This is a genomic window from Rhizobium sp. YAF28 (assembly GCF_052113285.1).
GTDB lineage: Bacteria > Pseudomonadota > Alphaproteobacteria > Rhizobiales > Rhizobiaceae > Rhizobium.
This window is the reverse complement of the sequence record NZ_JBFRCX010000005.1, coordinates 298,725-318,908: the sequence shown is the minus strand read 5'-3', so window position 1 is coordinate 318,908 and position 20,184 is coordinate 298,725. Positions and strand designations below refer to the sequence as shown.

17 protein-coding genes are annotated in these 20,184 nt (G+C 61.4%); 15 read left to right on the top strand and 2 right to left on the bottom strand.

What is annotated here, in order from left to right; translation table 11 throughout:
• Positions 1 to 13: 13 nt before the first annotated feature.
• From rsmH to murB, 11 genes are all read left to right on the top strand, one after another.
• A complete protein-coding gene (rsmH, locus tag AB4Z13_RS13930; RefSeq protein ID WP_439015938.1) occupies positions 14 to 1,039 on the top strand; it encodes a 16S rRNA (cytosine(1402)-N(4))-methyltransferase RsmH in 1,026 nt (341 codons plus the stop codon).
• Position 1,040: 1 nt separating this feature from the next.
• On the top strand, positions 1,041 to 1,466 hold the full coding sequence (ftsL, locus tag AB4Z13_RS13925; protein WP_113322231.1) for a cell division protein FtsL: 426 nt from the start codon (positions 1,041 to 1,043) through the stop codon (positions 1,464 to 1,466).
• Positions 1,466 to 3,214 (top strand): peptidoglycan D,D-transpeptidase FtsI family protein, encoded by a 1,749-nt coding sequence (locus AB4Z13_RS13920; protein ID WP_113322230.1) that lies wholly within the window; start codon positions 1,466 to 1,468, stop codon positions 3,212 to 3,214. The genes ftsL and AB4Z13_RS13920 overlap by 1 nt, the downstream gene beginning before the upstream one ends.
• Before the next feature lie 64 nt (positions 3,215 to 3,278).
• The gene (locus tag AB4Z13_RS13915) at positions 3,279 to 4,739 is read left to right on the top strand and encodes a UDP-N-acetylmuramoyl-L-alanyl-D-glutamate--2,6-diaminopimelate ligase (RefSeq protein ID WP_439015937.1); all 1,461 of its coding nucleotides are present in this window, start codon (positions 3,279 to 3,281) and stop codon (positions 4,737 to 4,739) included.
• On the top strand, positions 4,736 to 6,169 hold the full coding sequence (locus AB4Z13_RS13910) for a UDP-N-acetylmuramoylalanyl-D-glutamyl-2,6-diaminopimelate--D-alanyl-D-alanine ligase (protein ID WP_442206187.1): 1,434 nt from the start codon (positions 4,736 to 4,738) through the stop codon (positions 6,167 to 6,169). Before AB4Z13_RS13915 ends, AB4Z13_RS13910 begins: the two co-directional genes overlap by 4 nt.
• A gap of 20 nt (positions 6,170 to 6,189) precedes the next feature.
• Entirely contained in the window at positions 6,190 to 7,290 is a 1,101-nt protein-coding gene (mraY, locus tag AB4Z13_RS13905) for a phospho-N-acetylmuramoyl-pentapeptide-transferase (RefSeq protein ID WP_113324358.1), read from the top strand.
• A gap of 7 nt (positions 7,291 to 7,297) precedes the next feature.
• Positions 7,298 to 8,710 (top strand): UDP-N-acetylmuramoyl-L-alanine--D-glutamate ligase, encoded by a 1,413-nt coding sequence (gene murD, locus AB4Z13_RS13900; protein ID WP_442206186.1) that lies wholly within the window; start codon positions 7,298 to 7,300, stop codon positions 8,708 to 8,710.
• Between the two features lies 1 nt (position 8,711).
• Positions 8,712 to 9,866, top strand: coding sequence for a putative lipid II flippase FtsW (gene ftsW / locus AB4Z13_RS13895; RefSeq protein WP_007824016.1), 1,155 nt, complete (start codon positions 8,712 to 8,714; stop codon positions 9,864 to 9,866).
• Between the two features lie 6 nt (positions 9,867 to 9,872).
• The gene (gene murG / locus AB4Z13_RS13890; protein ID WP_442206185.1) at positions 9,873 to 10,997 is read left to right on the top strand and encodes an undecaprenyldiphospho-muramoylpentapeptide beta-N-acetylglucosaminyltransferase; all 1,125 of its coding nucleotides are present in this window, start codon (positions 9,873 to 9,875) and stop codon (positions 10,995 to 10,997) included.
• Entirely contained in the window at positions 10,994 to 12,409 is a 1,416-nt protein-coding gene (gene murC / locus AB4Z13_RS13885) for a UDP-N-acetylmuramate--L-alanine ligase (protein ID WP_113324355.1), read from the top strand. The genes murG and murC overlap by 4 nt, the downstream gene beginning before the upstream one ends.
• Entirely contained in the window at positions 12,406 to 13,380 is a 975-nt protein-coding gene (gene murB / locus AB4Z13_RS13880; protein ID WP_442206184.1) for a UDP-N-acetylmuramate dehydrogenase, read from the top strand. Before murC ends, murB begins: the two co-directional genes overlap by 4 nt.
• Before the next feature lie 3 nt (positions 13,381 to 13,383).
• On the opposite strand, the gene AB4Z13_RS13875 is transcribed toward murB, so the two are convergent.
• Together AB4Z13_RS13875 and AB4Z13_RS13870 are read right to left on the bottom strand one after the other, a co-directional pair.
• Entirely contained in the window at positions 13,384 to 14,313 is a 930-nt protein-coding gene (locus tag AB4Z13_RS13875) for a UDP-glucose 4-epimerase family protein (protein ID WP_442206183.1), read from the bottom strand.
• A gap of 114 nt (positions 14,314 to 14,427) precedes the next feature.
• Positions 14,428 to 15,738 (bottom strand): MFS transporter, encoded by a 1,311-nt coding sequence (locus AB4Z13_RS13870; RefSeq protein WP_310389342.1) that lies wholly within the window; start codon positions 15,736 to 15,738, stop codon positions 14,428 to 14,430.
• A gap of 276 nt (positions 15,739 to 16,014) precedes the next feature.
• On the opposite strand from AB4Z13_RS13870, the gene aqpZ reads away from it, so the two are divergent.
• The 4 genes from aqpZ (at position 16,015) to ftsA (ending at position 20,152) form a co-directional block, all read left to right on the top strand.
• Positions 16,015 to 16,701: an aquaporin Z gene (gene aqpZ, locus AB4Z13_RS13865; protein WP_113324935.1), complete on the top strand. Its 687-nt coding sequence runs from the start codon at positions 16,015 to 16,017 to the stop codon at positions 16,699 to 16,701.
• A gap of 276 nt (positions 16,702 to 16,977) precedes the next feature.
• Positions 16,978 to 17,904, top strand: coding sequence for a D-alanine--D-alanine ligase (locus tag AB4Z13_RS13860; RefSeq protein WP_442206182.1), 927 nt, complete (start codon positions 16,978 to 16,980; stop codon positions 17,902 to 17,904).
• Positions 17,892 to 18,824 carry a cell division protein FtsQ/DivIB gene (locus tag AB4Z13_RS13855; protein ID WP_442206181.1) on the top strand — a complete coding sequence of 311 codons (933 nt, stop codon included), beginning with the start codon at positions 17,892 to 17,894 and terminating at the stop codon, positions 18,822 to 18,824. The genes AB4Z13_RS13860 and AB4Z13_RS13855 overlap by 13 nt, the downstream gene beginning before the upstream one ends.
• Complete coding sequence (gene ftsA / locus AB4Z13_RS13850) at positions 18,821 to 20,152, top strand: cell division protein FtsA (RefSeq protein WP_113324938.1); 1,332 nt, start codon at positions 18,821 to 18,823, stop codon at positions 20,150 to 20,152. Before AB4Z13_RS13855 ends, ftsA begins: the two co-directional genes overlap by 4 nt.
• Positions 20,153 to 20,184: the final 32 nt, after the last annotated feature.

The following is a 20,184-nucleotide window of genomic DNA, read 5'->3' as shown; positions in this document are numbered from 1 at the left end:
ACGAGGGAACGGAATGGCGGCGAATCCTGGCGGAGGTTCAACTGAAGCCGGTGGCGGACCGGTTCGCCACATTCCGGTTCTTCTCAAGGAAGTGGTTGCGGCGCTGGAGCCTTTTTCCGGCAAGGTCATCCTCGATGGCACCTTTGGTGCGGGTGGCTATACCTCCGCCATTCTCGACGCAGGTGCCGATGTGATCGCGCTCGATCGCGATCCGACGGCGATTGCCGCCGGCCAGGCGCTCGTCGCCGCCCATAGCGGTCATCTCAAGCTCATCCATTCGCAATTTTCGCAACTTGCCAATCATGCGCCCGGTGGCGGGCTTGATGGCGTGGTGCTCGATATCGGTGTTTCCTCCATGCAGATCGATGAGGCCGAGCGCGGCTTCTCGTTCCAGAAGAGCGGGCCGCTCGACATGCGCATGTCGGCTGCCGGTGTTTCCGCTGCCGATGTGGTCAATCGCGCCAAGGTCGCCGATCTCATCCGGATTTTCCACTATCTCGGCGAAGAGAGCCAAGCGCCACGCATTGCGCATGCGATCGAAAAGCGCCGCGTCGAAAAAACTTTCGAGACGACGCGCGATCTCGCCGGCCTGATCGAGCTGGTGACGCCGCGCAAGATGAAGGACAAGATCCATCCGGCAACGCGCGTCTTCCAGGCGCTGCGCATCTTCGTCAATGACGAGCTCGGCGAGCTGGCGCAGGCGCTGTTTGCTGCCGAGCGGGCGCTGAAGCCCGGCGGCCGTCTCGTCGTCGTCACCTTCCATTCGCTGGAAGACCGTATCGTCAAGAAGTTCTTCTCCGACCGTGCCGGCAAGGCTTCCGGCTCCCGTCATCTGCCCATTGCGCATGAGCGCGCCGCGACCTTCGAGCCGGTCGGCAAGTCGATGGTTTCTGCCAGCGAAGAAGAAGCTCAGGCCAATCCGCGCGCCCGTTCCGCCAAGCTGCGCGCCGGCCAGCGCACCACCGCCCCCGCTGAATCCGAAGACATGTCGCTCTTCGGATTCCCAAATCTTGCCAGCCTCGGAAAGCTTGGAGGTTGATATGCTGAGAACGTTCGATCTTGTGCTCATCGGCATCATGACAGCGGCAGCCGCCGTCACCTATACGATCAAGCACCGCGCGGAGCTTAAGCTCGAGGAGGTTCATCGCCTCGAAGCGGAGATCAAGCTGGAGAAGGACACGATCGATCTCCTGAAGGCCGACTGGGCGCTGCAATCGCAGCCGAACCGGCTGGAGCGGCTGGTCAATGCCTATAACAGCGAGCTGCAGCTGCAGCCGACGGATTCGACCTCGCTTGCCCATGCGCGCGAGCTGCCGATGCTGAAGTCGCAGGTTCCTCCGCCTGATATCACCGAAGCCAAGGCGGGCGCCAAGCCGGGTGCTGCCGCCAAGGCTCAACCGATCCCGATGCCAGCGCCCCGCGAAGCCGAAGACGCGGACCAGATCGAAACGGGAGCGGTGGAATAATGTCCTTCCTTTCCCGCATCATGGTGCTGAAGAGCCAGGCGCATTTTTCCGCCGGCGTCTACGACCGTTTCGGCGCCCCCTCGGGCATGGCGATCGAAGGCTCGCGCAAGCGCAGGGCCGGGCAGGCCAGGAGCCGCGTCGGCCTGCTGATCGTCGGCTTTACCGCCCTCTATGCGGTTATCGGCGCCCGTATGGTCGAATATGCGATGAAGGAACCGGAATCGGTCTCGTCCATCCTTCCGCCCGATCGGCTGATGGCGTCGCGCCCCGATATTGTCGACCGCAACGGCGAAGTGCTGGCGACCGATATCCGAACCGTTTCGCTCTTTGCCGAGCCGAACAAGATCGTCGATACCGACGAGGCCGTAGAGAAGCTGCAGACGGTGCTTTCCGACCTCGACGTCAAGGATACCTACAAGAAGCTCTCGAGCCGCACCTCGCATTTCGCCTGGCTGCGCCGCCAGCTGACGCCGAAACAGCAGAGCCAGATCCTGGCGCTTGGTATTCCCGGCATAGGTTTCCGTCCGGAAAAGCGCCGCTTCTATCCGGGCGGCGCGACGGCCGCGCATATCCTCGGCTATGTCAACATCGACAACCGCGGCGTGGCCGGCATGGAAAAATATATCGACGACCAGGGGCTTGCCGATCTCGCCTCGGTCGGCATGACGAGCAACCAGCCGCTGGAGCCGGTGCGCCTTTCGATCGATGTGCGCGTGCAGGCGATCGTGCGCGATGTCGTCGCCAATGCGGTGGTCAATTACAAGGCAAAGGGTGCGGGGGCCGTCGTGCTGGATGCCCATACCGGCGAAGTGCTCGCCATGGCGTCTGCGCCGGATTTCGATCCGAACAATCCGCAGGAAGGCTCCAAGGACGGCTGGCTGAACCGCATGTCGAACGGGACGTTCGAGATGGGCTCGACCTTTAAGACCTTCTCGACCGCAATGGCGATCGACAGCGGCAAGGTCTCGCTGAAGGATAGTTTCGACGCGACCAACCCGATCCGCATCGGGGGCTTCACCATTCACGACTTCCACGGCCAGCGCCGCTGGCTGACCGTTCCGGAAATCTTCGAATATTCCTCCAATATCGGCACGGCGAGAATGATCGATATCGTCGGCATGGAGATGCAGAAGGACTATCTGACGCGTTTCGGCCTGCTGACCAAGATGCAGACCGAGCTGCCGGAGGTGAAGATGCCGAGCCAGCCGCGCGTCTGGAAAAAGATCAATTCCATCACGATCTCCTTCGGCCATGGTGTGGCGACGACGCCGCTGCAGACGGCTGTCGCTGGTGCTGCGCTCATCAATGGCGGCAAGCTGATCGAGCCGACTTTCCTGCCGCGCACCCGCGACCAGGCTGATGACGTGGCCGAGATGGTCGTCAAGAAGGGGACGAGCGACGACATCCGCTATCTCTTCAAGCTGAATGGCCAGAAGGGCTCCGGCCGCAACGCCGACGTGCCGGGCTTCAATGTCGGCGGCAAGACCGGTACAGCCGACAAGGTCGTCAACGGCCGCTACGCCAGCAACCTCAATTTCAACGCCTTTCTGGCGGCTTTTCCGATCGACAATCCAAGATATGTGGTGCTGACCTTCTGCGACGAACCGCTTGATGGCGAGCAGCACCAGCGCATCGCCGCCTATACGGCGGCGCCCATGGTCAAGAACATCGTACGCCGTGCAGCGCCCATCCTCGGCGTCGAGCCGGAATTTGGCGAAGACGGTTCGGCCTTGTTGGTGTCTTATTGAGTGTGAATCAATGTCGGTGTCGATTCGTAAGGGGCGGTCGACCTGAACCAGAAAAGTGCATTCGATGAAATTGCGGGACCTCGCCGGAAATGCGTTTCCGGAACTCAAAGCTGAACTTGAAGGACCGGCCGGGGCGCTGGATATATCAGGATTGTCTTCCGACAGCCGGAAGGTCGCGCCCGGAATGGCTTTCGTGGCGATTGCCGGCTCCAAGGCCGATGGTGCGGGTTTCATCGCTGATGCGGTTGCCAAAGGTGCTGCCGTCGTCATCGCATCGCATGCGGCCGAGACCCCCGTACCGGTTCTGGTCGTTGCCGAGCCGCGCCGTTTCCTCTCCGTTGCCGCTTCGCATTTCTACGGCCGCCAGCCGGCGACGATGGTTGCGGTGACGGGCACGGCCGGCAAGACCTCGGTTGCTTCCTTTACCCGGCAGATCTGGGCGCATGCCGGCCATGCGGCCGCGATGATCGGCACGACCGGCGTCATCTCGCCGACACGCAATGAATATGGATCGCTGACGACGCCTGATACTGTATCGCTGCACGAGTTGCTCGCCGAACTCGCCGATGAAGGCGTCACGCATGCCTCGATGGAGGCTTCCAGCCACGGCCTCGACCAGTATCGCCTCGACGGCGTGAAGCTCGCAGCTGCCGCCTTCACCAATCTCGGCCGCGACCATATGGATTACCATCCGACGGTCGAAGACTATATGGCCGCCAAGATGCATCTCTTCGACCGGGTGCTGCCGAAGGGCTCGCCTGCCATCATCTTCGCAGACGATCCGTGGTCGGAGCAGGCGATCAAGGCGGCGACGGCTGCCGGCCACGATGTGCGTACGGTTGGCCGCAAGGGTGCCTATCTGACGCTGAAGCGTGTCGAGCATTTCCGTCACAAGCAGGTTGCGGAAGTCCATGCCGAAGGTGAGATCTTCGAAGTCGATATTCCGCTTGCCGGGGATTTCCAGATCGCCAATGCGCTGGTTGCTGCGGCGCTCGCCATGTCGACCGGCGTTCCGGCAAAGATCGCGATGGCGGCACTCGAAAAGCTGCAGGGTGCTTCCGGCCGTCTTGAGCTGGTCGGTCATACCAAGGACGGCGCGCTCGCCTATGTCGATTACGCCCACAAGCCGGACGCGCTGGAAAATGTGCTAAACTCGGTGCGTCCGTTCACGACGGGCCGCGTCATCGTCGTGTTCGGCTGCGGCGGAGACCGTGACCGCGGCAAACGGCCGATTATGGGCGAGATCGCCTGCCGGCTTGCCGATGTCGTCATCGTCACCGATGATAATCCGCGCTCGGAAGAGCCGGCTGCGATCCGCGGCGAGATCATGGCCGCGGCCAAATGCGCTTCCGAGATCGGCGACCGCGCCCAGGCGATACGTGAGGCGGTTCTGCAGCTGAAATCCGGCGATACGCTGATCGTTGCCGGCAAGGGACATGAAGAGGGGCAGACGGTCGGCAGCGTCACGCTGCCGTTTTCCGATCATGCCGAAGTGCGCAAGGCTTTGGAGGAGCGGGTACCATGAACTGGCTCTGGACCACCGAAGACATGATCGCCGCGATGGCGGGCCGTCCGTTCGGCTCGCTGCCGCAGGGTATTACCGGCATTTCCATCGACAGCCGCTCGATTGCGCCCGGTGAGGCCTTCTTCGCGATCAAGGGCGACCGCGTGGATGGGCACGATTATGCTTCGATGGCGATGGCAAACGGCGCGTCGCTGCTGGTCGTCAGCGAGGCCCGCCTGCCGGCCATGGGGCGCCTGACAGTGCCGATGATCGTGGTCGAGGACGTGCTTGCCGCGCTCGGCCGTCTGGGGCTTGCGTCGCGTGAGCGTTCGCGGGCGAAGATCATTGCCGTCACCGGATCGGTCGGCAAGACGACGACCAAGGAGATGCTGCGCCATGTGCTGTCTCCCTCCGGCAAGGTGCATGCGTCCGTTGCTTCCTTCAACAATCATTGGGGCGTGCCGCTGACCTTGGCACGCATGCCGATCGACACCTATTTCGGCGTCTTCGAGGTCGGCATGAACCATCCGGACGAGATCCGGCCGCTTGTGAAGATGATCCGACCGCATGTCGCTGTCATCACGACGATCGCGCCGGCCCATCTCGGCAATTTCCAGAGCGTTCAGGAAATTGCCGCCGCCAAGGCGGAAATCTTCGAGGGGCTTGAGCCGGGCGGCGACGTCGTTCTCAACCGCGACAATGATCAGTTCAATTTCCTGGAGCAGGCAGCCCAGGCGCTCGGCATCACGAAGATCCATTCCTTTGGCCAGCATGCCAAGGCGGAGTTCCGTCTCGCTGAATTCAACGGCTCGGACGAAAGCTCGACGCTCTGGATGACGGTTGGAGGCGATACCAAGGAAGTGCGCATCGGCGCGCCGGGCCGCCACATCGCTGAGAATGCGCTGGCTGCATTGGGTGTCGTGACGATCGTCGGCGCCAGCCTCGACAAGGCAATCGAAGCACTTGCGACGCTGAAGCCGGAAAAGGGTAGGGGCAAGCGCTACAGGCTTCCGATCGGCAATGGCAGCCTCACGCTGATCGATGAGAGCTATAACGCCAATCCGGCCTCCATGCGCGCGGCGATCGCGCTGCTTGCGACAGCCGAACCGACCGGCCGGGGACGCCGCATCGCCGTGCTCGGCGACATGCTGGAAATGGGTGAATTTGCTGAGCAGGTGCATGCGGATCTTGCCGGCCCGCTGCTGGCCGCCGGTCTCGAACATGTCTGGCTCGCGGGGCCTGAGATGGTGGTGCTGAAAGAATCGCTTCCCGACAGCGTCGCAGTCGAGCATCGCGAGAAGACGGAAGAATTGTTGGAATTCGTATTGAACTCGATCGCACCTGGCGACGTGTTGATGGTGAAGTCGTCTCTGGGGATCGGTTTCGGCAAGATTGTCGCCGCGCTCCTTGACAAGTACCCGCCAGTTTCAGACACGCAACGCGAACTATGATCGGGTAAAAGGGGCCTTGAATGCTGATTTGGCTAGTCGAACTGTCGGAATATTTCAAATTTCTGAATTTGTTCAGGTACATTACCTTCCGGGCGGGTGCCGCTCTTTTTACCTCCGCTCTGATCGTCTTCCTCTTCGGGCCTGCTATCATCAACTCGCTGCGCATCCGGCAAGGCAAGGGCCAGCCGATCCGCGCCGACGGGCCGCAAACGCATTTCAAGAAGGCCGGTACGCCGACCATGGGCGGCCTGATGATCCTTGCCGGCATCGTCGGCGCGTCGCTGCTCTGGGCCGATCTTTCCAATGTCTATGTCGTGGCGACGCTGCTCGTGACGCTCGGCTTCGGCGCCATCGGCTTCTATGACGATTATCTCAAGGTCACCAAGCAGAGCCACAAGGGCTTTTCGGGCAAGGCGCGTCTCGGCATCGAGTTCATCATTGCCGGCATCGCCGTCTATTTCATGATGCGCACGGCGCTCGTCTCGGGTCCGGCAGGCTCCACCTTCGGCTCCTCGATTGCATTTCCCTTCTTCAAGGACTTCTTGATCAATATCGGCATCATGTTCGTCGTCTTCGGCGGCTTCGTCATCGTCGGCGCCGGCAATGCCGTGAACCTGACTGATGGCCTCGACGGCCTTGCTATCGTGCCGGTCATGATTGCCGCCGCCGCCTTCGGCATCATCGCCTATCTCGCCGGTAATGCGGTCTTTGCCAATTACCTTCAGATCAATTTCGTGCCCGGTACTGGCGAGCTTGCCGTCGTGCTCGGCGCCGTTATCGGCGCGGGCCTCGGCTTCCTTTGGTTCAACGCCCCCCCGGCGGCGATTTTCATGGGGGATACCGGGTCGCTGGCGCTCGGCGGCACGATCGGTACGGTTGCCGTCGCCACCAAGCATGAGATCGTCATGGCGATCGTCGGCGGCCTCTTCGTCATAGAAACCCTGTCGGTCATCATCCAGGTCGGCTTCTTCAAGATGACTGGCCGGCGCGTCTTCCTCATGGCGCCGATCCACCACCATTTCGAAAAGAAGGGCTGGACTGAGAGCCAGGTGGTGATCCGCTTCTGGATCATCGCCGTCGGCCTTGCCATGCTCGGCCTTTCCACCCTGAAGCTGCGGTGAGGCGGTCATGATCCCGGTCACGACGCTTGCAGGAAAGAAGGTCGCTCTCTTCGGTCTCGGCGGCTCCGGCTCAGCGACCGCCAAGGCGCTGATCGCTGGCGGTGCTGATGTCACAGCTTGGGACGACAATCCTGACAGCGTTGCCAAGGCCGCATCGGAAGGCATTGCTACCGCCGACCTGCACACGATCGACTGGAGCGCGCAGGCGCTCTTCGTGCTTTCTCCCGGCGTGCCGCTCACCCATCCGAAGCCGCACTGGACCGTTGATCTCGCGCGTGCGGCTGGCGTCGATATCGTTGGCGATGTCGAGCTCTTCGTGCGGGCGCGCCGCGCGCATGCTCCCGATTGCCCCTTCATCGCGATCACCGGAACGAACGGCAAATCGACGACGACGGCACTGATTGCCCATATCCTGAAATCGAGCGGCCGCGATACGCAGCTCGGCGGCAATATCGGCACGGCCGTACTGACGCTCGATCCGCCGAAGAGCGAGCGCTATTTCGTCGTCGAATGTTCCTCCTACCAGATCGATCTTGCGCCGACGCTCAATCCGTCCGCCGGCATCCTGCTCAACCTGACGCCCGATCACCTCGATCGGCATGGCACGATGCAGCACTATGCGGATGTCAAGGAACGGCTGGTCGCCGGCAGCGATGTCGCTGTAGTCGGCGTCGATGACAGCCATTCGGTGCTGATTGCCGACCGCATCGAGCGGGCAGGCGTGAAGGTGGTCAGGATATCCCGCCGCAATGTGCTGGCCGACGGTATTTATGCCGAAGGCACGAAGCTCATCCAGGCAGCGGGTGGTGCCATGCTGCCCTTCGTCGATCTCGACGGCATCCAGACGCTGCGCGGCAGTCACAATGCACAGAACGCTGCTGCCGCGGTCGCCGCCTGCCTTGCGGTGGGTGTCTCCGCCGAGGACATCCGTGCGGGTCTTGCATCCTTCCCCGGCCTCAAGCATCGCATGCAACCGATCGGCCGGCGCGGTAATGTCGTCTTCGTCAACGATTCCAAGGCGACGAATGCGGATGCTGCGGCTCCGGCACTTTCGAGCTATAACAGGATCTATTGGATTGCCGGTGGATTGCCGAAGGCGGGCGGTATTACGACGCTTGCGCCCTATTTCCCGCGGATCGCCAAGGCCTATCTGATCGGCGAGGCGGCGGCAGAATTTGCCGCGACGCTCGGCGAGGCGGCACCCTACGAAATATCAGGCACGCTGGAACGGGCCGTGGCGCATGCCGCAGCTGACGCCGAAAAGGATGAAACCGGTCCCGTGGCCGTGATGTTATCCCCGGCTTGCGCAAGCTTCGACCAGTACAAGAACTTCGAAGTCAGGGGCGATGCCTTTGTCGGCCATGTGGCCGCCCTTGACGGCGTGACCATGCTGATCAATTCGGCAACAGGAGACAAATGACATGGTGAGCCGCGCGGAACGTGGAGCATTGGCCGATTGGTTCTGGACCATCGACCGCTTTTTCCTGGCCTTGTTCCTCTTCCTGATGGGCATCGGCTTCATGCTCTCCTTTGCGGCTTCGCCGGCAGTTGCCGAGCGCATTGGCCTGGAGCCCTTCCATTTCGTCAAGCGCCACGCCGCCTTCATGATCCCGTCGATTGCGGTCATGCTTGGCCTCTCGTTCCTGACGCCGCGCCAGGTGCGGCGCACCGCAATCATCCTGCTGATCGTGGCACTCGCCATGATGCTGCTGGTGCTGTTCTTCGGCCAGGAGGTCAAGGGTGGAAGGCGCTGGATCTGGATCGCCGGCCTTTCCATCCAGCCGTCGGAATTCATGAAGCCGGCCTTCGTGGTGGTCTGCGCCTGGCTCTTTGCCGAACATGCGCGCCAGCCGGAGATACCGGGCAATCTCTTCGCCATCATCCTGTTCGGCATCGTCGTCGCCCTGCTCGTGGCACAGCCTGACCTTGGCCAGACGATCCTGACGACGGCCGTCTGGGGAGGGATGTTCTTCATGGCCGGCATGCCGTGGCTCTGGATCATCGTGCTGGGTGTCGGCGGTGCCGGCGGCCTTGTGACCGCCTACTACGTTTTCCCGCATGTGGCGGGCCGAATAGACAAGTTCCTTACCGGCGAAGGCGATACGTTCCAGATCGATACCGCCCGCGAGGCGATCATCCGCGGTGACTGGTTCGGGCAGGGGCCGGGCGAAGGCATCGTCAAGCGCATCATTCCGGATGCGCATACCGATTTCATCTTTTCGGTCGCGGCCGAGGAATTCGGCATCGTCTTCTGCATCGCGCTCGTCGTCATCTTCACCGTGCTGGTGCTGCGCGGCCTGTCGCATGCCTATCGCGAACGCAACGACTTCAATCGCTTTGCCGTCGCAGGCCTTGTGCTGCAGATGGGCATCCAGTCGATCATCAATATCGGCGTCAATCTCGAACTGCTGCCGGCCAAGGGCATGACGCTGCCGCTGATTTCCTACGGCGGTTCGTCGATGGTGGCGATCTGCGTGACGGCCGGCTTCATTCTGGCGCTGACGCGCCATCGCCCGGAAAAACGTGCGCAGGACCGGAGCCTCTTCCGCGTGCCGCACGGCATGCCGGCGGAGTAGGGCATTATGAGCAAGGGCATCGTCCTTCTTGCCGCCGGGGGAACCGGCGGCCACGTCTTTCCGGCAGAGGCGCTGGCCTTCAAGCTGAAGGAGCGCGGCTATTCCGTGCATCTCGTCACCGACAGTCGTGCCGAGCGATATGCCGGTAAGTTTCCGGCCGACGAGATCCATGTCGTGCCGTCGGCGACGATCAGTTCCAAGAACCCCGTGGCCGTTGCCCGTTCTCTGTGGAAGCTCTGGACCGGAATGCGCGCCGCAAAGCGGCTGATCCAGCGGTTGAAACCGGTGATCGTCGTTGGCTTCGGCGGTTATCCGACAGTGCCGCCGCTGCTTGCCGCCAGCCGCCTCGGTGTGCCTTCAATGCTGCATGAGCAGAATGCCGTCATGGGGCGTGCCAACAAGGCGCTTGCGCCGCGCGTCAGGGCGATTGCCGGCGGCTTCCTGCCCGAGAGCGGCGGCACGTTTTCCGACAAGACGATTGCGACCGGCAATCCTGTGCGGCCGACGATCCTTGCCGCGGCCGAACAGCCTTACATACCGTCGCATCCGGGGGAGGATTTCAATCTCGTGGTCTTCGGCGGCAGCCAGGGCGCACAATATTTCTCCAAGGCGATGCCGACGGCGATCAGCCTGCTCGACGACGCGCTGCGCGCGCGGCTCCGGGTAACCCAACAGGTTCGCTCGGAGGATATGGAGACGGTGCGCGGGTGTGTAGTGCAGTTGCAGATGGCTGCGGATATTGCGCCGTTTTTCAACGACATGGCGGAGCGTCTTGCCAAGGCGCATCTGGTCATCTGCCGCTCCGGCGCCTCGACGGTTTCGGAAATCTCGGTCATCGGCCGTCCGGCCGTGCTGGTGCCTTATCCGCATGCGCTGGACCACGATCAGGCGGCTAATGCCGCAGCGCTGGCGGAGACCGGCGGAGCCAAGGTGATCGCCCAATCCGAGCTTTCGCCCGAGCGTATCGCCTCTATCCTGACGCATGTCATGAACGATCCGGAAAAGCTTGCAACCATGGCGGCTGCCGCCAAGCTTGCAGGAAAACCGGATGCAGCGAACTTGCTTGCCGACATGGTTGAGGCTATTGCCGCCGGTAAGACAGTTGCAGAATTCAAGGGGGCACGCGTATGAAGCTGCCAAAGGCGATCGGCCTTGTCCATTTCATCGGCATTGGCGGTATCGGCATGAGCGGTATCGCTGAGGTGCTGCATAACCTCGGCCACAAGGTGCAGGGATCGGATCAGTCCGACAGCGCCAACGTTCAGCGCCTGCGCGATAAAGGCATCGAAGTCTTTGTCGGCCACAAGGCGGAAAACCTCGGCGATGCCGAAGTCGTTGTCGTGTCGACCGCGATCAAGAAGAGCAATCCGGAACTCATTGCCGCACGCGAGAAGCTGCTGCCTGTCGTGCGCCGCGCTGAAATGCTGGCCGAGCTGATGCGTTTTCGCAATGCGATTGCCATTGGCGGCACGCATGGCAAGACGACGACCACGTCGCTCGTCGCCACGCTGCTCGAAGCCGGCGGGCTGGACCCGACCGTCATCAATGGCGGCATCATCAATGCCTACGGCACGAATGCGCGCATGGGCGAGGGTGAGTGGATGGTGGTCGAGGCGGATGAGTCCGACGGCACTTTCCTGAAGCTGCCGGCCGATGTGGCCGTCGTCACCAATATCGATCCTGAACATCTCGATCATTACGGCAATTTCGACGCGGTTCGCGCCGCCTTCCGGCAGTTCGTCGAGAACGTTCCCTTCTACGGCTTCGGCGTCATGTGCCTCGATCATCCCGAGGTTCAGGCGCTGGTCAGCCGGATCGAAGACCGCAAGGTCATCACCTACGGCGAAAACCCGCAGGCCGATGTGCGCTTCATGAATGTGCGCATCGACGGCACGCGCTCGATCTTCGACGTTGAAATCCGCCGCCGCCGCACCGGCGAGGTCATCAGGCTTGACGATCTCGTCATGCCGATGCCCGGCCGTCACAACATCTCGAATGCAACTGCGGCCATCGCCGTCGCCAACCGCCTCGGTATGTCCCGCGAGGATATAGCCAAGGGGCTTGCCTCTTTCGGCGGCGTGAAGCGGCGCTTCACGCTGACCGGCGAATGGAACGGCGTGCAGATCTTCGACGACTACGGCCATCATCCGGTCGAGATCAAGGCGGTGCTGCGCGCCGCCCGCGAGGCCTGCAAGGGCCGTATCATCGCCGTGCACCAGCCTCACCGCTATACCCGCCTGTCGAGCCTGTTCGAGGAATTTGCCGCCTGCTTCAATGATGCGGACAGTATTTTCATCGCGCCTGTTTATGCTGCGGGCGAGGAGGCCATCGAGGGCGCGGATTCGGAATCGTTGGTTTCCCGCATCAAATCGGGTGGTCATCGCGACGCGCGCTTCCTTCCTTCGGCGGAAGCTCTACCGCAGATGGTAGCAGAGATTGCAAAACCCGGGGACTTTGTAGTTCTGTTGGGTGCTGGTAGCATTACATATTGGGCAGCGGCGCTGCCGAAGCAGTTGCAAGACCTTTCAGGAAAATCCGCATGAAACAGGTTAATGGGGAAAAACTTCTTGCCTCTCTCGGAGAGGGCGTAAAGGACATTCGCGGCCGACTGACGCCGGATGCCCCCATGGATCGCGTCACCTGGTTCCACGCCGGCGGTCTGGCCGAGCTGATGTTCCAGCCGCATGACGAGGACGACCTTATCGCCTTCCTGAAGATCCTGCCGGATGAAGTGCCGCTGACGGTGGTCGGCGTCGGCTCGAACATCCTGGTGCGCGATGGCGGAATTCCGGGCGTCGTTTTGCGCCTGTCGGCCAAGGGCTTCGGCTTTGTCGAACTCGCTGGCGAAAACCGCATTCACGCTGGCGCCATCTGCCCGGACAAGCATGTTGCCGCCATGGCGATGGATAATGGCATCGGTGGCTTTGCTTTCTATTACGGCATTCCGGGTGGCATCGGTGGTGCTGCCCGCATGAATGCCGGCGCCAATGGCTCCGAGACGAAGGATCGCGTCGTCGAGGTGCGGGCAATCGACCGCAAGGGCAACAAGCATGTGCTGTCGAATGCCGAGATGGGCTATTCCTATCGCCACTCTGACGCCGCCGAAGATCTGATCTTCACCTCAGTACTGTTCGAGGGCTATCCCGACGACCGCGCGAAGATCCGTGCCGAAATGGATGCCGTGCGCAACCACCGCGAGACGGTCCAGCCGATTCGCGAAAAGACTGGTGGTTCGACCTTCAAGAATCCCGAGGGCCATTCGGCCTGGAAGCTGATCGACGAGGCGGACTGCCGCGGTCTCGTCATCGGCAGCGCGCAGATGTCATCGCTCCACTGCAACTTCATGATCAACATGGGGCAGGCGACGGGCTACGATCTTGAGTATCTGGGCGAAGAAGTGCGCCGCAAGGTTTTCGAGACGGCCGGCATCAAGCTCGAATGGGAAATCAAGCGGCTCGGCCTCTTCATGCCTGAGCGCGAGGTTCGCCCCTTCCAGGGCGTCACGACAGAGTAAGCGCTATTTTACCGCAAGCTTCAAACCTTCGCGCGGCGTGACGACGGGCGACCAGCCCAGAGTGTCGCGCGCATGGGATATATCGACCTGCAGCGAGCCGCAGAGGCGCTGATAGACGGCTTCCTTTCCTGTGATCCTGGCTGCCATGTGCATCAGGGACGGCGGGAAAGGGAGGAGCATCGGTTTGACGCAGAGGCCCGCAGCGATGCCCTCGATCAATCCCGGCGTCGACAGGTCCTCACCATCTCCTGCAAGGAATGTTTCGCCAGATGCCGCCGGATGCTGCATGCAGGTGATGATCAGGTCGACGAGGTTCTGTACCGCGACCAGCGTGCGGCGGTTTTTCAGTGACGCGAAGGGCAGGGGCAGCTTCTTGCGGACAAGGCCGACGAGCAGGGCGAAGTTGCCGCGTGCGCCGGGGCCATAAACCAGCGGCGGTCGGACGATGACGACGTCCATGCCGGTGCGGGCGGCGATCTCCCGAAGGCCGATTTCGCTTTCCATTTTCGAAAGGCCGTAGGGATCGATCGGCTTCGGCTGATCGTCGTGCCGGAACGGCCGATCGTTTTCTTCGCCGTTGACCTTGATGGTGCTGATGAAGACGAAACGCTTCACGCCGGCGCGCGCCGCCTGTTCGGCAAGGTTGAGCGTCGAGGCTGTGTTGACCCGGCGGAAATCCGCCAGCGGATCGGCCGAGCGATCGTTCATGATGTGAACGCGGGCGGCGAGATGGACGATGACATCGACGCCTTCGAGTGCTGTCGTCCAATCAGTCTTCTCGGTGATCTCGATTGGGAAATGCCTGATATCCGGCGGGAAGGCTGATGTCGGGGATCGTGTCGTGACCGCTACGTCGCAAATCTGCTCCCTGTACAGCCGTTCGACAAGAGGAGCGCCGACGAAGCCGGCTGCACCGGTGACGAGGCATCGCATGATCTTCTCCCTGTTCCGACCGTAGAGGTCTTCGCTAGCCGGAACTGCCGATCGCATCAATAAAAAAAGCCGCGACGGTGAGCGTCGCGGCTTCTTGTTCAGGAAGTATGAGGTTCAGACTTCTTCGCGGCCCGACAGCCGGATGCAGATCAGCGAAATCGCAGCCGAGGCGGCGAGGTAATAGCCGACATAGTTGAGGCTGTAGTTGGTTGCGAGCCAGGTGGCGATATAGGGGGCGAGCGAAGCCCCGAAGATGCCGCCGAGGTTGAAGGTCATTGAGGCGCCGGTGTAGCGCACCATGGTCGGGAAGGGAGCTGCCAGGGCAGCGCCGATCGGACCGTAGGTGAAGCCCATCAGGCCGAGGCCGATGATCGAGCAAAGGAAGGCGCCGGTCAGGCCCGCCGTCAGCAGGCTCGCATAGAAGAAGCCGAAGATCGCAATCGCGATCGTCGTCAGGGTCAGGATCAGGCGACGCGAGTAACGGTCCGACAGCCAGCCGGAGAGCGGGATCGTCAGGCCGAAGAAGACGACGCCGACGAGCTGGACGACCAGGAACTGCTCACGCGAATAGCCAAGCCCCCCCTTTTCCAGAGGTGTGGTGCCCCAGGACAGCGTGAAGACCGTCATCAGGTAGAAGAGCACGAAGGTGGCAACGGCGATGAAGGTACCGAGAATCAGGCTGCGCAGATGACCGCGGAAGACGGTCGCGACCGGAACGGCGACGCGCTCGTGCTTCTCGACGGCCTTCTGGAATTCCGGCGTTTCGGCGATCTTCAGGCGGACATAGAGACCGACGGCGACGAGCGCGAGGCTGGCGATGAAGGGAATGCGCCAGCCATAGGCGAGGAAGTCCTCGTTGCTCATGGTTTCCGCGAGAATCAGGAAGAAGCCGGAGGAAAGGATGAAGCCGATCGGCGCGCCGAGCTGCGGGAACATGGCGTACCAGCTGCGCTTGCCGGGAGGAGCATTTTCCGTCGCGAGCAGCACAGCGCCGCCCCATTCGCCGCCGAGGCCGAGACCCTGGCCGAAGCGGCACAGCGCAAGCAGCAGCGGCGCGGCGATGCCGATCGAGTCGTAGCCGGGCAGAATGCCGATCACCACGGTCGACAGGCCCATGGTCATCAGGGCTGCCACCAGCGTCGCCTTGCGGCCGACCTTGTCGCCGAAATGGCCGAAGACCACGGCGCCGAAGGGGCGGGCGAAGAAGGCGATCGAGAAGGTCACCAGCGACTGCAGCAGTGCAGAGGTCGGATCGCTCGACGGGAAGAAGAGGTGCGGGAAGACGAGGACGGCTGCCGTCGCGTAAACGTAGAAGTCGAAGAATTCGATCGTGGTGCCGATGAGGCTGGCGATCAGGACGCGTGCGGGGGAATTGACTTGCGTGCTGCTCGAAGGGCTCGGCGATACGGAGATCGCTTCTGTCATGTTCATTCCAATCAGTATTTTTATCGATTTGCTTGGGAGGTGTCGCTCTTAACGCAATTTTAAGGCTGAGAAAATGCCCGGGCACGCAAGAATATGACGCAAGCGACATTATGCGCTGGTGTGACTGGGCTGCGCCGATGTCGGGTATTCGTCTCCCAGCCTCAGCGGTTCTCAACCTTGCGCCAAGCTTGCCGGGAGGTGGCCCCGAACTTGACCGGAATCAAATTGCAATTGATTGATAAAGTGTTCTCTGGTTGAGAGAATGGAGGGGCATACATGCAAAAAAGTCTTGCTGCCGAGTTTCTCGGCACGTTCTGGTTGGTCTTCGGCGGATGCGGTAGTGCCGTGCTCGCGGCCGCCTATCCCGAACTTGGAATCGGTTTTGCCGGCGTGGCGCTGGCGTTTGGTTTGACCGTTGTCACTATGGCCTATGCCGTGGGCGGTATTTCCGGCGGTCATTTCAATCCCGCCGTTTCTCTTGGTCTTGTTGTTGCGGGACGGTTTCCTGCGGCGCGTCTCATTCCCTATATCGTCGCACAGGTGATCGGCGCCATTGTTGCTGCTGCAGCGCTCTATCTCATCGCCAGCGGCAAGGCGGGTTTCGAGCTCGGCGGGTTTGCCGCCAACGGATATGGCGAACATTCTCCCGGTGGTTATTCGCTGCTTTCGGCGCTGCTGATCGAAATTCTGCTGACCATGTTTTTCCTGATCATCATCCTCGGATCGACAAGCAGCAGGGTGCCTGCCGGCTTTGCGCCGCTTGCGATCGGCCTGGGGCTGACGCTGATTCACCTCGTCGCGATCCCCGTAACGAACACCTCCGTCAATCCGGCGCGTTCGACGGGGCAGGCGCTTTTCGTCGGCGGCTGGGCGCTGCAGCAACTCTGGCTGTTCTGGATTGCGCCGCTTGCCGGGGGTGCGATTGGCGGCCTCGTCTGGAAGTTCTTCGGCGATAAGGACTGACTGCAGAACATCTGTGTATGCCATTGAACCCGCGTGGTTTTTCCGCGCGGGTTTTTCGTTTTCCATCGTGCTTGCGGCCTGTTCGCTGCGATATTCGAGTGATCGTGATGGCAGAAAAATGAAGCATACGGCAAGGCGGAGTTAACGAAAGTAAACGATTCGTTAACCATAATGATGCTCTAATGCACCCAAGTCAGACAAAGGACACGAACCGCGCAGACCAGCTCCGCGCAAGCCTCGGTTCGGCAAAGTGGAAGTTATTTTTTGGGGGTGTTGATGAGTCGCGAGCACGTAGCTGTCCTGATGGGCGGATTTTCTTCGGAGAGGCCTGTCAGCCTTTCTTCGGGGAAGGCGTGTGGCGATGCTCTCGAAAGCGAAGGCTTCAAGGTGACGCGCATCGATGTCGAGCGCGACATTTCCGAAAAGCTCTCCGCCCTGAAGCCCGATGTTGTCTTCAATGCCTTGCATGGGCCTTTCGGCGAGGACGGCACCATCCAGGGCATTCTCGAATATCTGCAGATCCCCTATACGCATTCGGGCGTGCTTGCTTCTGCGCTTGCCATGGATAAGGCCCGGGCGAAGCGTGTGGCTGCCGCCGCCGGTGTTCCGGTTGCCGAATCGCAGGTGCTGAATCGCTTCTCGTTTCCGTCGGAGCATCCGATGAAGACGCCCTATGTGGTCAAGCCGGTGCGCGAAGGCTCCAGCTTCGGCGTCGTCATCGTCGGTGAGGATCAGGCCCACCCGCCGCAGGTCATCGGCTCGGCCGAGTGGCGTTATGGCGAGGAAGTCATTGTCGAGCGCTACATCCATGGTCGCGAGCTGACCTGCGGTGTGATGGGTGATCAACCCATGGATGTCATTGAGGTGGTGCCGCAGGGCCACAATTTCTATGATTACGACTCCAAGTACGCGTCGGGTGGCTCAAAACATGTCTTGCCGGCTAAAATTTCACCGAAAATTTACCAAAAAATACAAACATTGGCATTAAGGGCGCATCAAGCAATCGGTTGCCGCGGCGTCAGTCGGTCCGACTTTCGTTACGACGATCGTTTTTCCGAAGACGGCGAGATCATCTGGCTGGAGGTCAATACTCAGCCAGGCATGACTCCAACCTCCCTTGTGCCCGAAATGGCCGGCCATGCCGGATATTCCTTTGGTGCATTTCTCCGGTGGATGGTGGAGGACGCGTCTTGTTTGCGTTGACAGTCAAAAGGATAGGGCGCCCCAGCCGTTATGCCGAGCTTCCCGTTATGGAAGCCGACGAACGCCGCGTGCTGCCGCGTCCGCTGCGCCGCGTCGTGCGCTTCCTCGTAAGCCTCGGTAGCGGCCGCATCCATATCCCTGTCCACACGGGTACGGTTTCCGCGCTTGGCTTCCTGGCTGCGACCGGCCTCTATGGCATGTCGCTTGGCGGTCATACGGAAGCCGTCGCGCAAGCGACGACCAGCGCTGTCGGCTTTGCCATCGAGGACGTGAAGGTTTCCGGCAACAATCAGACCTCCGAAATCGAGATTCTGCAGCTTCTCGGCCTCGATGGCGCGACATCACTCGTCGCCCTTGATGTCGATGCTGCGCGCCAGAAGATCGCGCGCCTTCCCTGGGTCGAAAATGTCGAAGTCCGCAAGGTCTATCCAAAGACGATCGAGGTGAAGCTCTCTGAGCGCGCCGCCTATGCCATCTGGCAGCACGGCCAGGAGCTTTCGCTGATCGAGAAGAGCGGCAGCGTGATCGCGCCGCTTCGCGATAACAAGTTTTCGGCTCTGCCGCTGGTCGTCGGCCGTGACGCCGAAACGGCTGCGGCTTCCATCGAGGATGCCTTCGCCAAGTGGCCTGATGTGAAGGCTCGCGTGAAGGCTTACGTCTGGGTTTCCGGCCGTCGCTGGGACCTGCACATGGACAATGGCGTCGTCGTCAAGCTGCCGGAAGATGATCTCGACCAGGCGCTGGCGACGCTTTCGAAATTTGACAAGGAACAGCAGCTTCTGGAGCGCGATATCGCTGCAGTCGATCTCAGGCTGCCGGATCGCACGACGATCCAGCTAACGCCCGAGGCGGCAGCACGCCGTCAGGCGGTGGTTACGGCGCGCACCAAGGATTTGAAGAAGGCGGGGCAAAATATATGAGCTTGTTCGGTTCATCCCATTTCGGATTGCCGCGCCTGAAGCCGCTTTCGTCGAAGCGGTCGCATATCGTTTCGGTGCTGGATATCGGCTCGACCAAGGTCGTCTGCATGATCGGTCGGCTGACGCCGCGCGAGGAAAGCCAGATCCTGCCGGGCCGCACCCACAATATCGAGATCATCGGCATCGGCCATCAGCGTTCGCGCGGGATCAAGACCGGCGTCATCGCCGATCTCGACGCGCTGGAAAGCGTCATCCGTCTCGCCGTGGATGCGGCAGAGCGTATGGCGGGCCTGACCGTGGAAAGCCTGATCGTCAACCTGACGGCTGGCCGTCTCGGCAGCGATATTTACACCGCGACCATCGATCTCGGCGGCCAGGAAGTCGAGCTGAACGACCTGAAGAAGGTGCTCTCGGCCGCCTGCCAGCAGTCGCTGCGCCAGGATCGCGCCGTGCTGCATTCGCTGGCAACCGGCTTCTCTCTCGATGGCGAACGCGGCATCCGCGATCCGCTGGCAATGTATGGCGATGCACTCGGCGTCGACATGCATGTCGTGACCGCGGAACGTTCGGCGCTCAAAAATCTCGAGCTCAGCGTCAACAGAGCGCATCTTTCGGTGGAAGGAATCGTTGCAACACCGTATGCATCCGGTCTTGCCGCACTAGTCGACGATGAAGTCGAACTTGGCTGTGCGGCCATCGACATGGGCGGCGGCACGACGACGATTTCGGTCTTTGCCGAAGGCAAGCTTGTCCATACCGATGCTGTCGGCCTCGGCGGTCATCATGTGACGACCGACCTCGCACGCGGCCTTTCCACACGGATCGAGGATGCTGAACGTTTGAAGGTGGTCCACGCTTCGGCGCTGACCAATTCTTCCGACGAGCGTGAGCTGATCTCCATTCCGCCGATCGGCGAGGATGATCGTGATCAGCCGAGCCAGGTGCCGCGGGCTCTGGTGTCGCGCATCGTTTCAGCGCGCATCGAAGAGACGATGGAACTCATCCGCGACCGGATCCAGCGTTCGGGCTTCAGCCCGATCGTCGGAAAGCGTGTCGTGCTGACGGGTGGCGCCAGCCAGCTGACGGGGCTTGCCGAAGTGGCGCGCCGCATCCTGGCCCGCAACGTCCGTATCGGCCGTCCGATGGGTGTCTCGGGTCTGCCGACGGCAGCCAAGGGTCCGGCTTTTTCGACGGCCGTCGGTCTGATGATCTATCCGCAGGTCGCGGACATGGAGACACATGCGTCACAGAGCAGTCTGCTCTTGTCGCTTGGGGGTAATAACAGCCGCATCGCCCGCATGGGCCAGTGGCTGAAGGAAAGCTTTTGAAATTGAGTGAATTGGCCGGCGTGGCGATGCGG